This is a genomic window from Streptomyces sp. NPDC053755, assembly GCF_040677675.1.
In the GTDB taxonomy this organism is placed as follows: domain Bacteria; phylum Actinomycetota; class Actinomycetes; order Streptomycetales; family Streptomycetaceae; genus Streptomyces.
The window spans coordinates 87,617-100,207 of the sequence record NZ_JBFASK010000018.1 but is presented as its reverse complement, the minus strand read 5'-3'; the positions used below and the strand labels follow the sequence as shown (position 1 = coordinate 100,207).

Genomic DNA, 12,591 nt, shown 5'->3' with positions numbered 1-12,591 from the left:
CCTCCCCATCCCCCCGCTCAATCTCCGGCGGACGGCGGGGAATAGGTGCACAGGCCCGGCAGTTCTGGCCTGGCGTGGCACTCGGCCGCACCCGGTTCGGAAGGAAGCTCCATGAAGATCGGCATCATCGGCGCGGGCAACATCGGCGGCAACCTCACCCGGCGGCTCACCGCACTCGGCCACGACGTGTCCGTCGCCAACTCCCGCGGTCCGCAGACCCTCAGCGCCCTCGCGGAGGAGACCGGGGCGACGCCCGTGCCCGTCTCCGAGGCGGCGCGCGGCGCCGAGGTCGTCGTGGTCACCGTCCCGCTCAAGGCGGTACCCGACCTTCCCGCCGGTCTCTTCGACGGCGCCGCGGACGGATTCGCCGTCCTCGACACCGGCAACTACTACCCCCGTGAGCGGGACGGCCGCATCGCCGCCATCGAGGACGAGGGTCTGACCGAGAGCCGCTGGACCGAGCGGCACGTGGGCCACGCCGTCGTGAAGGCCTTCAACGGCACCTATGCCGCCGACATCCTCGACAAGCCGCGCCCCGCCGGAGACCCGGAGCGGATCGCGCTCCCCGTGGCGGGTGACGACGAGGCGGCCAAGCGGAAGATACGGGCCCTCATCGACGAACTCGGCTTCGACACGGTCGACGCCGGCGGCATCGACGACTCCTGGCGCCAGCAGCCCGACACCCCGGTCTACGGCCTGCGGGGCGGAGTCGAGGCCGTGACGAAGGCCCTCGCGGAGGCCTCGCCGGAGCGCCCCGCGTCCTTCCGCGGCTGACCGGCGGGGCGCCGCGTCCGGGCGCCGGCTCTGCGGAGCACCCGGTCCGAGCAGGTGCGCAGCTGGGAGCGGGAGAGCCTGGCCCGCTGCCCTCCACTGGTGATCAGCGCGTTCACCGGGGCCATCGGGTCGGCGCCGACCGACTTGGCGACCAGGACGCCGACGACCAGGGGAACGATCGCCACGGCCAGCGCCGAGCCGGTCGTCGCGACGTGCTGCATGCGGCGGTTGCGCCGGGTCTCCGAGGTCATGCCCCGATTCCACCAGCGCGGACCGGGGCCGGGTATCGGGCGCCGTACTCAGTTCACGCGTGCGCACCTACTCACGCGGGGACGCGCCAGGCCGTCCGGATCCTCCGCGCGGCCTCGCCGCCAGGCCGGGCGCCGGACCGGCGCGTCCCCTTGGCCGCCCACGACGCGTGGGGTTGCGTGGGCCGTCGACCGTATCGAACCCCGAGCCGAGGAGCACCGCCGTCATGGCCGACTACCGCATCGAGACCGTCCGCAACGGCTACCGCGACTGGACCGCCCGCAACGACCGGGGTGCCGAGGTGCGGATCGGTGCCGCGGACGACGACACCACGCAGCCGTCCTTCACCCCCGTCGAGCTGCTCCTCGCGGCGATGGGCGGGTGCGGCGGTCTCGTCATCGACCGCACGGCGCGCGCGGTGGACCACGACGACCTGCGGATCATGGTGGAGTCGGTCTCGGGCCCGGAGGACGACGGGCGGGTGGGCCGGATCAGGGTCAGTTACGAGTTCGAGCTTCCGGACAGCAATCCGAAGGCCGCCGAGGTCTTCGCCCGCGGCGTGCGGCTGACGCACGAGAAGCACTGCACGGTGAGCAGGACCGTGGAACACGGCGCGACGGTGGAGGCGGTCCTGCCGGACGGCACGATCGGATTGACGGCCGGCTGACGTCGGGGACGGCCGGGGGCCGGACCCTCGCTTCCGAAGTGTCCCGGTTTGGGATCGCGTCAGGGGGTGACACGCAAAGGGTGACGCCAAGGCCATGAAACAAGGAGGAGACGGCCGTGACCCTGGACGGAAAGCGCGTGCTCGTCATGACGACGAACTACGGGACGGAGCAGGACGAACTGAAGAAGCCGGTGGCGGCGCTCCGCGACGCGGGCGCACGGGTGACCGTGGCGGCCCAGAAGGCGGAGCCGGTGGAGACCCTGGTGTCCGACCGCAAGCCGGGCGAGAGGGTGCTTCCGGACACGACGTACGGCGAGATGTCGGCCGACCGTTTCGACGCGGTCGTCATTCCCGGCGGCACCGTCAACGCCGACAATCTGCGGATGGACGAGACGGCGTGCCGGCTGGTGGCGTCGTTCGCCGAGGCGGGCAAGCCGGTCGCGGCGATCTGTCACGGGCCCTGGCTGCTCGTCGAGAGCGGCCTGGTCAAGGGCCGCGAACTCACGTCGTACCCCTCGCTGCGCACCGACGTGACGAACGCGGGCGGCAACTGGGTGGACCGGCAGGTGGCCGTCGATACGTCCGAAGGATTCCGGCTGATCACATCGCGGAATCCCGGCGATCTGGAGCCCTTCTCCGAGGCCATCATCGAGGCCCTCGGGGCGACGGCGTCCTGAGCCGGAATCGTGCGCGAGGACCCCTGCGCCGGCAACTGGTGACCGGACCGTCCTCCACACCCCTCGGACCGGGCCGGGGGCGACGCGGTGTCTGCCGTCGCCCCCGGCCCGCCGACGTCAGCGGGCCGGACGTGCCCGGCGTCCGGCATCCGGCCTCCGGACGAGGCGGGCCGGCAGATACCGGAGGTGGCCGCCGGGTCAGCGCTGCCAGATCTCACGGACCTGACGCAGAGGGTCGCTCTCCACCCGTGCTTCCGCGTCCCAGACCATGGTGGCCCGGTCCGGCACGGCATAGCGCGGCCACTGTTCGCCCGGGTCCCGGTCCCGTACGAACGCGACCCAGGCCCGGTGCATCGCGTCGGCCAGCGCGCGCGGCGGCGCCTCTCCCGCGGCCGCCGTGACGCCCTCGGCATCGAGCAGGTCGAACGCGAACGGCAGGTCGAGACAGTGGAAGGCCATGCCGTTGACGGGGGAAGCCCACCTGAACTCATAGAGCCACGTCGGCCGTTCGCGCTCCGCGCGGGCATCGGCCACGGCCAGGGACGGGGCGCGGAAGGTGGTGTCGGTCAGCGCCTGCCCGAAGAGCCGGTCCTGGCCCTCGTCCCCCGCACCGTCCGCGTACGCCGCGACGAAGCGCTCCACCCCGGCCGCGTCGAGCCCGAGGGCGCCGAGCATCACCGGTACGGGCGGGCCCTCGGGCCCCGGCGCGGGGAAGGCGTTGAACTCGTGCGCGGTGAAGCCGAGCATCAGCGGAACATCAGTGCCCGCGCCGCCGGAGGTGAGCGCCCCGAGGACCGGCGCGGGGATCAGCTCGCCGTCCGCGAACGGCGCCAGCGACAGCAGCGGGGGCAGGCCCGCACGGTCGGGACCGGACTCCCCCAGGCGGCCCTGCAGATCGAGGAGTTCGTCGTCGCTCAGATCGCGCAACGCGGCCGCCGTGGCGGGGACTCCGGTCCGTGAGGTGAAGAGCCGGGACACGGCCCGCGCGACCTCGGGGCCGTCGGGCCGCATCACCGCTCCCGAGACGGAGATCGCCGCGCGGAAGAGCGTCCGGGCCGCGGGCACCGCCAGCAGGGTCTGCACCGCGCCACCGCCCGCCGACTGGCCGGCGATGGTCACCTGGGACGGGTCGCCCCCGAAGCGGGCGATGTTGTCCCTCACCCACTCCAGGGCGGCGATCCAGTCGCGTACCCCGCGGTTGTCCGGTGCGCCGTCGAGATGGAGGAAGCCCTCGATGCCGAGGCGGTAGCCCACGGAGACCAGCACGACACCGTCGCGGTTGAAGGCCGCCCCGTCGTACCAGGGGCTGGCCGCCGAGCCGGCGACGTAACCGCCGCCGTGGATCCAGACGAGGACCGGCAGCGGAGTGGCGGGCTCCGTGGAGGGGGTGAAGACGTTCAGATTGAGCACGCCGGCTCCTGGGACCGACGGCTCGGGGATGGTGGTGACGTCCGCGAAGGGACGGCGCTGCGCCGTCGGGCCGTAGGCGGTGGCGTCGAAGGGCTCGGTCCACGGCTCGGGCGGCACGGGCGCGGCGAACCGCAGGTCCCCGACGGGGGGCCGCGCGTACGGGACACCCAGGAAGCGGATGCTGTCGTCCGCGCGGCGCTCACCGCGCACGGGCCCGCTGCCGGTGGCGACGACCACGGCGTCCGCGCTCCGCGAGGCGGAGGCGGGCGTGGCGGCCGGGGGACGCGGGGAGGTCGGAGCGGACATGGGGAGCCTTCCTGGCCGGACAGCGCGCTGAGGGACGATCGCAAGGTGACACGTGTAACTTGACCATGTCAAGACACCTGTCGTGTGCCGCCTCCTCCGCTCGGGTAAACCGGGTGCGCGAGGCACGAGGAGAGCGGGGGCGGGTGCGTGGGGATGAGCGCTGACACGGCGGTCGGTGTTCTGATCGTGGCGGGTGGTACGGCCCTGATCGCGGTGGGCGTGCTGCGGAGGGGGCGCGCGGTGCAGCCGCTGTCCGCGGAGCGGGCCCGAGCGGTGGCCGAGCGGAGGGCCGCGCGGGCGCTGCTGCGTGCAGCCGATCTGGCGATCGCCACGGCTCGCGGCGCGGCCGGCCCCGGCGAGCCGGCCATCGTGACGGTTGAGGACGTGGTGCGCGTGGCACGGGAGCACTTCGGGCAGGACGACGTCGATCGGCCGCGGGCGGCGGCCGCTCTGCGGTGTCAGTACGAGCGGGGCGACTACGCCGCGGACTGCATGACCGACGCCTACATCTGACAGCCGCACGGCGGGGCGGGTGCACGGCCGGTCGTTCGTCTTCCGGCGCCCGTCGTTTCGGCGTTCCGTTCGTCGCCTCTCGTTCGTCGCCCGTCGTTTCGCCGTTCGCCGTTCGCCGTTCGTCGCCTGTCGCTCGTCGCCCGTCGTTCGGCTCGCGGGCCTCGCGGACATCGAGCTCCCCGGGGACCTCGCGGACCTCGCCGGCTTCCGGCCGTCGGAGCGCCCCGTCAGACCGGAGGCATCGGCGCCCGTACCTCTCCCGCCCCGGCTGCACCCCGCGGCCGTTCACGCGTTCATGGGAGGTCCGGCCCTGTTCCGTACCGCTACCGCCGATCCTCCCGGCCGCGGCACCGCTGCCGCGTGCCGCTGCGGTCCGCACGGCTGCCGTCCGTGCCGCTCACAGCGTGATCCAGTAGCGCCGCTTGAGGCCGATCTCCGTCTGCCGCACGTCCTCCAGGACGCCGCCGTTGCGCTCGATGGTGCGCGCGGACGCGATGTTGTCGTCGTCGCAGGTCAGCAGGAGTCGCTCGATGCCCAGAGCACGGGCCTCGGGGAGCACCGCGCCCAGCGCCCAGGTCGCCAGGCCCCGGCGCCGGGCGGAGGGACGGATGCTGTAGCCGACGTGACCCCCCGCGCGGAGCAGGAAGTCGTTGAGGGTGTGGCGCAGGTCGATGGCCCCCAGATAGGTGTCGTCCTCGACGATCCACCAGTGGGTGGCGTGCACCCAGCCCTCGGCGAGGGGCCGATCCGGGTCCGCCTGTTCACGCAGCCGCCGCACCCAGGCAGAGAAGACGTCGGGGTTCGCGAGGACGTCCTCCCCCGCCAGACGCATGCCGCCGCCGTCCTGCCGGGCTTCGGGACTCCACTCCGCGTGCGCCGTGAGCCAGGAGGTATGGAGGCGTGCCGTGGGGGCGATCAGTTCGGGCATGCGGGCGACGATAACAGGGCAACGCCCCCGTGATCAGCGGATATATCGCGCGGGCCGGCGGCCGGCTGGTCTCCTCCGGTCGCCCCCTGGCGGCGCGCCCTGCCGACGGCCGGGCGGTACACGGCCGTTCACCGGGGCGGCCGGGGGTTCGACGGGCTGGTGCCCGCTCACGGCGGCGGGCCGGTGACCGCACATGGCGACGACCCGTCAGGCCGCTGACGAGGGCTCCCTCCCCCGCTCCCTGCCTCGCCCCTTCCTCCACGAGGTCCACGAACGCTTGAAAGGGACCTCCGGCAAGGGGAGTTCAGCGGACGGTACCCGTCCGCGAGGGTCAGGCTCGCGGTGCCGGCATGGGGGCACGACGCGTCCGGGACCGTCGCACCCGTGCGACGATGCGGGGGCCGCGCCCCTGAACTCCCCCCGGCCCTCGCGGTGGGCTCGCGCACTCGGTCACGACGAACAGGTCCATGGCTGGGGACGTCGAGCGCAGCGGGGCACGGCCGCGCGAGGCGGGGCGCGTCAACCGTCCTTGCGCACCGCGTAGTCGCCGAATCCGGCCCAGTCCACGACCTCGCACGCCTCGTCGCCGAGGACCCATGCGTCGTGGCCCGGAGTGGCCGTGAAGAAGTCTCCCGGGCCCACTTCCTGGGTCTCGCCGTCGTCCATGACGATCTTCATCCGGCCGCCGAGCACATAGCCGACGTGGGACGCCTGGCAACTGTCGGTGCCGGCGATCGGCTTGACGTGCTTCGTCCACTGCCAACCGGGCTCGAACACCGCGCGGCCCACCGGGCCGTGTTCCGTGTTCAGCAGTTCCAGCCGGCCCATTCCGTCTTCGAAGGGGCGGGTCTCGTCTGCGGAGTCGAAGCTCCGGCGCACGATTCCGGTCATGGTCATCCGCCTCCTGGGCGGTGGGACTGAGACCCCCGAGTCCACTTCCAGCCTACGCCCGATGGCCCTCGCCGATACCGCGTTGCCGCTCCGGGTGATCAGCGGTTAGCGTGATCCTCATGACTGCCGGGTCGGCCATGGGCCGCGAGCGAGTAGGGCACCCGGCCATGGCGTGAGCTCCGCCGGACGGGCGCGAGGCCCGCCTCGGCCGTCTCCCCGCGCATGAGGACGTCGCGACCACCGCGACCTCATGCCACCGCGTTGTCCGCGACGTCGCCCGCGACGGGCGCGGCCGGCGCGACGAGACGAAGCCGGCACACCCTCGCCCACCCTCCGAAAGGAACCCCCATGTCTGTCGAGCTCAACCACACAGCCGTCCACGCCCGCGACAAGCACCTCTCCGCACGCTTCCTCGCCACGATCCTCGGTCTGGAGGTCGGCGCCCCCTTCGGGCCCTTCGTGCCGGTCGACACCGGAAACCGGGTCACCCTCGACTTCTACGAGGACCCGGACCTGACGTTCGTCCCCCAGCACTACGCGTTCCTGGTGCCGGACGAGGAGTTCGACACCATGATCGCCCGCCTGGAGGTGGTGGGGGTGACGTACTTCTCGGACCCGCACCACCGGGATCCCGGCCGGGTCAACCACCTCTTCGGCGGCCGGGGCGCCTACTTCGCCGACCCCGACGGCCACAACCTGGAGATCATGACGCGCCCTTACGCCAGGTAGCACGGGGTGCACGCGCATGAGGATACGAAGGCGTGCGCAACCATTCGGCACCCATTCACCGAACGGTCATTCACGTCGCGGTTCTCGCAGTACTTTCGGCGGCTGATTTATGTACGAATCTCCGACCGGACAGATCTACACATAAGGCCCAGATAAGAGCACAATGTAAGCGCGGCACGATGTCGCAAGCATGGTCGGACGTGCATGACGCCAGAAGGAGGCGAGTCGTATGTCTGACGTCTCTCATCGCCCCGGTGATATCAGGGGCCACCCCGACGCACCGGAAATGCGGGACCGTTACTCACGGATGCTCCAGACCCGTGGCGTTACGGCAGTCGAGGAACTGGTGATCCTCGCCGGAGTCTGGTTCGCGATCTCTCCCTTCACGGTGCACTTCGCGGCCGCCGCTCCGGACCTCGCCCTCACCAACCTGATCGTCGGCATCGCCCTCGCGGTCGTCGGCCTGTGCATGTCGATCGCCCCGGAGCGGACGGGAGACCTCAATCTCGCCGTCCTGCTGTTCGGAGTCTGGATGATCATCTCCCCATGGGTGGTCGCCAGGGACGCCGACACCGGCGCGATCGTGAGCAACGTCATCACGGGCGCGTGCGTCTGCCTCTTCGCGCTCACGGCAGGCGGACTGCTGATGAGCAAGCGAAGGACCTGAGGAACTCCTGATCCCCTTCCGAGCGGCGTCGCATCCTCTGGATGCGACGCCGTTCTCGCGCATCGGCCCACAGGCTGCGCAAATCCAGACACATCGCCGCCCAACGCCCCTCTGTAGGTAACGAATTGACCCACGCCGTTTCAGCCACATAAGTTCTGCGTAAGCTTGCTCCACAGGGACAGGCTCCCGCTCGCATCCCAGTCCTTGGGGGGACAAAGTGAACTGGTACCTCGACGTTCTCAAGAAGTACGCGGTATTCAGCGGCCGTGCGCGCCGCAAGGAATTCTGGATGTTCACGCTCTTCAGCGTGCTCATCAGCATCGTGCTCACCATCATCGACAGCGCGCTGGGTATCCAGCTGCTCAGCCTGATCTACTCGCTGGCCGTGCTGATCCCGACGCTCGCGGTCTCCGTCCGCCGGCTCCACGACACGGGCCGCTCCGGCTGGTGGATCCTCATCGGTCTGATCCCGCTCGTCGGCGCGATCATCCTCATCGTGTTCTACGCGAGCGAGGGCAACCAGACCGAGAACGCCCACGGCCCGAACCCGAAGCTCGCGCCCGCGTACTGACCGCAGCGCAGCAGGCAGTGCCCCGAAGCCCCCGGAAGAACTTCTTCCGGGGGCTTCGCGCATGTCCCGTCGGCGCGTGTCCCCTGGACGCCCGTCCCTTGCGCGCATGCCCCGTACGCACCTGCGCCTCCCGGTGCGGCGGGCCCCGCCCGTCGCGCGCATGCCCCGGGCGACCGGCACGGACCAGTGACGGTTCGTAGCATTCGCCTCCTCCGCCTTGTGCACACCGGCACACGACCGGCGTCACCGGCCGCACCTAGCCTCGCCGCATCAGTACGAACGAGGGGCGGTACCGGTGAACTGGCTCATCCACGACTACCGCGAGAGCGATCTCGCCGCGGTCGTCCACCTGATCGACACCACGGCCGGTCTCGGTCAGGAGTCCGTCTTCTCCCTGGCCGAGTGCATCGGCGCCCTGACCTCCCGCCAGCCGGCCGTCGTCGCCGTCCACCAGGGCGTTCCCATCGGGGCCGCCCTGGCCTGCGTGGCGGGCGAACGGGCCTGGGTGATGCGGATCGCCATCTCCTCGGCGTGGCGGGGACGCGGACTGGCCAGCGCCCTGCTGGTCGAGCTGGAGCGGCGGCTCGTCGCGGCGCGGGTGGGGCGGATCGCCTACGTCCTGCCGGAGGAGGACCTGCTCGGCGAGGGGCTCCTCAACGCCGGCTACACCCGTCAGCCCGCCGTCGCCTACTTCGAGAAGGTCGAGCCGCTGCACGGCCCCGCCGCCAACCTCCTCGAAGACCTCGGCGGGCGGCTGCTCCCGGGCGACCTGTGGGGCAAGGTGGCCGGCATGGAGCGGGAGAAGGACCTGATCGAACGACGTGTCGTGCTTCCCCTCGCCGAGCCGGAACGCGCGGCGCGCCACGGAGTGCGTCCGCCGCGTGCGGTGGGCCTCTTCGGCCCCCCGGGAACGGGCAAGACGACCTTCGCGCGGGGCATCGCCTCACGGCTCGGGTGGCCCTTCGTGGAGATCCTGCCCTCCCGGCTCGCCGACGAGGGCAACCTCGCGGCGGCACTGCGCTCCGCCTTCGCGCGCATCGCGGAGCTGGAGCGGGTCCTGGTCTTCATCGACGAGGTGGAGGAGATCGCCCCGGTCCGCTCCGAACCGGCGCAGCCCGGGGGCATGCACGGGGTCACCAACGAACTGCTCAAGCTCATCCCGGGCTTCCGGGAGCGCGACGAACGGCTCCTGGTGTGCGCGACGAATTCGATCCGCTCCCTCGATCCCGCCTTCCTGCGCCCCGGACGCTTCGACTACCTCATCCCGATCGGCACGCCGGACAAGGCGGCACGCACCGCGATCTGGACGCGCTACACCGAGGGCAGGACCGATGTGGACGTCGACGGACTCGTCGCGGCGAGCGAGCTGTTCACTCCGGCCGACATCGAGCACGCGGCCCGGATCGCCGCCCAGAACTCCTTCGAGCGCGACCTGGTGGCGGTCGGGGCGCGGGGCGGTTCCGAGGAACGGGTTCCGGGCGCGAGCACGGCGGACTACCTGGCGGCGATCGCCCAGTGCCGGCCGACGGTGACGCCGGAGATGATCACGCAGTTCGAGTCCGACATCACCACCCACGCGCGCTTCTGACGTCGTCGGCGGGCGGCCGGTCCGTGCGGGGGCCCGCTCGCGCTCCGGGTCCCCGGCGGGTTCGGGTCCGGGTCCCTCGCCGAGGTCAGAGGGGCTCGCGACGCTTGCGGTAGAGGACCTGGTGGGCGTCGTACTCGACGAAGGACTCGGCGTGGGTCATGCCGATCCCCTCCAGGAGCCGCCGGGACCGGTCGTTCGCCTCCTGGGTCACCGCGACCACGCTCGGCGCGCTCTCCAGAGCCCTGCCGACGGCGGCGGCGACGGCCTCGCGGGCGTACCCGTGTCCCCAGTGCTCGGGCAGGAACTGGTAGGAGACCTCGGTCTCCCCGTCCCGGGCGTCCGGCTCCAGCGTGACGAGGCCCAGCAGTGTCCGGTCAGACGTCCGCACCACCGCGTGGACGCCGGGCGCGCCGACGACCCGCCGCTGCCGGATCCGTACGACCTGCTCGGTGACCGGGCCTCCGAGATGGCGGCGGACCAGGGGGTCGGTCCACAACCGCGTCACGGCCGGTACGTCGCCCGCCCGTACGGGCCGCAGCAGCAGACGCTCGGTGGTGAGCGTCGTCCTGTCGGCTCTGTCGCCCGCGGCCGGGGCGGAGGAGGTCGCCATACCCCCGATGATGGCACTCCCCCGCGTCCTCGCGCGCCCGGCCCCGGGCGACGCCGCGGGGTAGGGGCGGGTCAGCGCATCCGGCGCCGCAGTGCGGCGAGCGCCCCGGGCTGACGGCCCGGCACCCTTCCGCGCAAGGCATAGAGGACGGGGCCCAGTTCCCGGGCGCGGGCGACGTCCTCGATCTGCTCCCACTGGTGGTGGGCCCTGTCCACGGCTCCCTCGACATCGGGGTCGCCGGGGCCCTGCCGCAGTCCGAGACGGGCCTGCGCGGCGGAGATCCACAGCTCGCAGCTGCGGGCGGGGTCCCCGGCGAGACGCGCGAGATCGGCCCGGACCTCCATCCAGTGCACGGCCTCCTGCGAGCGTGCCCCGTGCCGTCGCAACGCCTCCCGCTCCCAGGCCGCCGCGACCGCGACGGCCTCCCCGTGCCGTCCCGCCTGGGCGGCGGCGAGGATCTCACGGTGCGGGTCGTGGACCGGCGCGGCCGGGACGTGGGCCGACGCGGCGGGCGCGGATGCCCTTGCGTGGACCGGCGCCTGGGCAGGGGCGGGACCGATGACCGGCGCGTGGGCCGGGGCCGGTGCGCAAGCGGACGCCGGGGCCGGTACGGGACCGGACGCCGGGGCCGGTACGGACGCGCTCCGTACAGGGGCCATGGGCTCGCCGCCCCGCTCAGGGCGGGGCTCGTCCTGATCGGGCCCCGGAGGGGGCACGTCCGCAGCGGCGGCGTCCGCGTGCGCACCGGGCGAACCCGCGCCGCCCCTCGCGGCCTCCGGGGGTGCGGTGGCACGGTCGGCCGGATGGACCCCGACGTCGGGAGGGCCGGCCGGGAGCGCGTCGGCGAGGGCGTGACGGGCTTCGTCCGCCGCCCCGGTGACGGGCCGGACCGCTTCGATCCGCACCGCCGCCGACGGCGGAGACGGCGGGGCGGCGTCCGGCGCCGCCGCCGCGATCGGCGGAAGCGGAGCCGGCGGCGCCGCCGGTTCACCCATCGTCCGCGCCGCCGGTTCGGCCGTCACCGCGGGGGTCGGCGCTCCCGTCGGCGTCGCGGCCTCGGCCGGCCGCTTGACGGGCCAGGTCGCCCCCTTCGTACGGGCCGTGGTGAGCCGCACCGTCCGGCTCGCGGGAACGGGCTGCGCGCCGGCGGACCATCCGGGGGCCGGGGGCAGGGCGCTGCCCGAGGCCGGTGGTGCGAAGGCCACGGGGGCCGGGGCCGGGCCCCCGAGTGGCGTCGGGGTCAGCAGCAGCGCCTCGCCGCCGCCGGCCACGGAGGCGGCCGCCTGCTCGTGGAGGTCGGCGAGCGAGGGGCGGGCGCCCGAGCGCCAGATCGTGGCGAACGCACGGAGATAGTCCGGGGTCACCGGCCCGCCGCGGCGGGGCGCCGGGGCGACACGGCCGTACAGCAGCGGGCCGGGCCCCAGGGAGAGGAGGCCGGGCGCGGCGGTCAGCCGCTGCCAGAGTTCCGGCTCCGCGACCAGGTCCGCCACCACCGTCGTCGTCCCCGGTCCGCGCACCGCGAGTTCGCCCGCCAGCCAGTGCCATGGCAGCCCGGTGTAGCGCAGGGTGGTCGACGTGGTGCGGGCGAGGGCCAGGTGCGGCAGGTGCTGGCGGCGGTCCAGGTGGAGCTGGCCCGCGAGGTAGACCGCCAGCGGTCCCCGGGTCGCGGCCGCCGCCCGCAGCCGGGTCAGGACGGTCTGCGGGTCGAGCGGGTCGGCCAGTTCGACGACCGTCGCCGAGGGCGTGCCGGTCAGCACGCTCGGCGGCACCGCCGCCAGCGCCGGGAGCACGGACGCCGCGTCCATCGCCCGTCCCCGCCCCGTCGGCGCGGCCGCCAGCAGCACCGCCGTCCCCACCGTGTCCACCTCGTCGCTCACCACAGCAGCACCGTAACCCGAGCAGGGGTGGCCGATAATCGGCGGGCCGTTGGCATATGCCAGAAGCACCACCGGATCGAGTGTTGCCAAATCCCTTACGACGTGTGTCGGCCTGTGCAACAGTCGTATCCGGG

14 protein-coding genes are annotated in these 12,591 nt (G+C 72.9%); 8 read left to right on the top strand and 6 right to left on the bottom strand.

The window, feature by feature from the left end; translation table 11 throughout:
- The first annotated feature begins 69 nt into the window (after positions 1–69).
- A complete protein-coding gene (locus AB0K65_RS18950) occupies positions 70–774 on the top strand; it encodes an NAD(P)-binding domain-containing protein (protein WP_365717977.1) in 705 nt (234 codons plus the stop codon).
- On the opposite strand, the gene AB0K65_RS18945 is transcribed toward AB0K65_RS18950, so the two are convergent.
- Positions 690–1,025: a hypothetical protein gene (locus AB0K65_RS18945; RefSeq protein ID WP_365717885.1), complete on the bottom strand. Its 336-nt coding sequence runs from the start codon at positions 1,023–1,025 to the stop codon at positions 690–692. The genes AB0K65_RS18950 and AB0K65_RS18945 overlap by 85 nt on opposite strands.
- A gap of 224 nt (positions 1,026–1,249) precedes the next feature.
- Between AB0K65_RS18945 and AB0K65_RS18940 the strand changes: the two genes are divergently transcribed.
- A complete protein-coding gene (locus AB0K65_RS18940; protein ID WP_365717883.1) occupies positions 1,250–1,690 on the top strand; it encodes an OsmC family protein in 441 nt (146 codons plus the stop codon).
- A 116-nt stretch (positions 1,691–1,806) separates the two neighbouring features.
- On the top strand, positions 1,807–2,367 hold the full coding sequence (locus AB0K65_RS18935) for a type 1 glutamine amidotransferase domain-containing protein (protein ID WP_365717881.1): 561 nt from the start codon (positions 1,807–1,809) through the stop codon (positions 2,365–2,367).
- Positions 2,368–2,565: 198 nt separating this feature from the next.
- On the opposite strand, the gene AB0K65_RS18930 is transcribed toward AB0K65_RS18935, so the two are convergent.
- On the bottom strand, positions 2,566–4,083 hold the full coding sequence (locus AB0K65_RS18930; RefSeq protein ID WP_365717879.1) for a carboxylesterase family protein: 1,518 nt from the start codon (positions 4,081–4,083) through the stop codon (positions 2,566–2,568).
- 153 nt (positions 4,084–4,236) lie between these two features.
- On the opposite strand from AB0K65_RS18930, the gene AB0K65_RS18925 reads away from it, so the two are divergent.
- Positions 4,237–4,596: a hypothetical protein gene (locus AB0K65_RS18925; protein ID WP_365717877.1), complete on the top strand. Its 360-nt coding sequence runs from the start codon at positions 4,237–4,239 to the stop codon at positions 4,594–4,596.
- Between the two features lie 397 nt (positions 4,597–4,993).
- Here AB0K65_RS18925 and AB0K65_RS18920 read toward each other — a convergent pair whose 3' ends face one another.
- Together AB0K65_RS18920 and AB0K65_RS18915 are read right to left on the bottom strand one after the other, a co-directional pair.
- Positions 4,994–5,524, bottom strand: a complete 531-nt coding sequence (locus AB0K65_RS18920; protein ID WP_365717875.1) for a GNAT family N-acetyltransferase — start codon at positions 5,522–5,524, stop codon at positions 4,994–4,996.
- 519 nt (positions 5,525–6,043) lie between these two features.
- Positions 6,044–6,415 carry a cupin domain-containing protein gene (locus AB0K65_RS18915; protein WP_365717873.1) on the bottom strand — a complete coding sequence of 124 codons (372 nt, stop codon included), beginning with the start codon at positions 6,413–6,415 and terminating at the stop codon, positions 6,044–6,046.
- Between the two features lie 348 nt (positions 6,416–6,763).
- Between AB0K65_RS18915 and AB0K65_RS18910 the strand changes: the two genes are divergently transcribed.
- The 4 genes from AB0K65_RS18910 (at position 6,764) to AB0K65_RS18895 (ending at position 9,970) form a co-directional block, all read left to right on the top strand.
- Complete coding sequence (locus tag AB0K65_RS18910; protein WP_365717871.1) at positions 6,764–7,144, top strand: VOC family protein; 381 nt, start codon at positions 6,764–6,766, stop codon at positions 7,142–7,144.
- 307 nt (positions 7,145–7,451) lie between these two features.
- Positions 7,452–7,811: an SPW repeat protein gene (locus tag AB0K65_RS18905; protein WP_365717869.1), complete on the top strand. Its 360-nt coding sequence runs from the start codon at positions 7,452–7,454 to the stop codon at positions 7,809–7,811.
- Positions 7,812–8,028: 217 nt separating this feature from the next.
- Positions 8,029–8,382: a DUF805 domain-containing protein gene (locus AB0K65_RS18900; RefSeq protein ID WP_365717867.1), complete on the top strand. Its 354-nt coding sequence runs from the start codon at positions 8,029–8,031 to the stop codon at positions 8,380–8,382.
- 295 nt (positions 8,383–8,677) lie between these two features.
- Positions 8,678–9,970, top strand: a complete 1,293-nt coding sequence (locus AB0K65_RS18895) for a bifunctional GNAT family N-acetyltransferase/ATP-binding protein (RefSeq protein ID WP_365717865.1) — start codon at positions 8,678–8,680, stop codon at positions 9,968–9,970.
- 85 nt (positions 9,971–10,055) lie between these two features.
- On the opposite strand, the gene AB0K65_RS18890 is transcribed toward AB0K65_RS18895, so the two are convergent.
- Together AB0K65_RS18890 and AB0K65_RS18885 are read right to left on the bottom strand one after the other, a co-directional pair.
- Positions 10,056–10,580 (bottom strand): GNAT family N-acetyltransferase, encoded by a 525-nt coding sequence (locus AB0K65_RS18890; RefSeq protein ID WP_365717863.1) that lies wholly within the window; start codon positions 10,578–10,580, stop codon positions 10,056–10,058.
- A gap of 71 nt (positions 10,581–10,651) precedes the next feature.
- Entirely contained in the window at positions 10,652–12,460 is a 1,809-nt protein-coding gene (locus AB0K65_RS18885; protein ID WP_365717861.1) for a hypothetical protein, read from the bottom strand.
- Between the last annotated feature and the right edge of the window lie 131 nt (positions 12,461–12,591).

What these genes read in the sequence shown, in the direction of transcription:
- AB0K65_RS18920 (WP_365717875.1), bottom strand. Translation starts at nt 5,524, where the DNA reads ATGCCCGAACTGATCGCCCCCACGGCACGCCTCCATACCTCCTGGCTC.
- AB0K65_RS18925 (WP_365717877.1), top strand. Translation starts at nt 4,237, where the DNA reads ATGAGCGCTGACACGGCGGTCGGTGTTCTGATCGTGGCGGGTGGTACG.
- AB0K65_RS18940 (WP_365717883.1), top strand. Translation starts at nt 1,250, where the DNA reads ATGGCCGACTACCGCATCGAGACCGTCCGCAACGGCTACCGCGACTGG.
- AB0K65_RS18910 (WP_365717871.1), top strand. Translation starts at nt 6,764, where the DNA reads ATGTCTGTCGAGCTCAACCACACAGCCGTCCACGCCCGCGACAAGCAC.
- AB0K65_RS18905 (WP_365717869.1), top strand. Translation starts at nt 7,452, where the DNA reads ATGCTCCAGACCCGTGGCGTTACGGCAGTCGAGGAACTGGTGATCCTC.
- AB0K65_RS18915 (WP_365717873.1), bottom strand. Translation starts at nt 6,415, where the DNA reads ATGACCGGAATCGTGCGCCGGAGCTTCGACTCCGCAGACGAGACCCGC.
- AB0K65_RS18930 (WP_365717879.1), bottom strand. Translation starts at nt 4,083, where the DNA reads ATGTCCGCTCCGACCTCCCCGCGTCCCCCGGCCGCCACGCCCGCCTCC.
- AB0K65_RS18890 (WP_365717863.1), bottom strand. Translation starts at nt 10,580, where the DNA reads ATGGCGACCTCCTCCGCCCCGGCCGCGGGCGACAGAGCCGACAGGACG.
- AB0K65_RS18945 (WP_365717885.1), bottom strand. Translation starts at nt 1,025, where the DNA reads ATGACCTCGGAGACCCGGCGCAACCGCCGCATGCAGCACGTCGCGACG.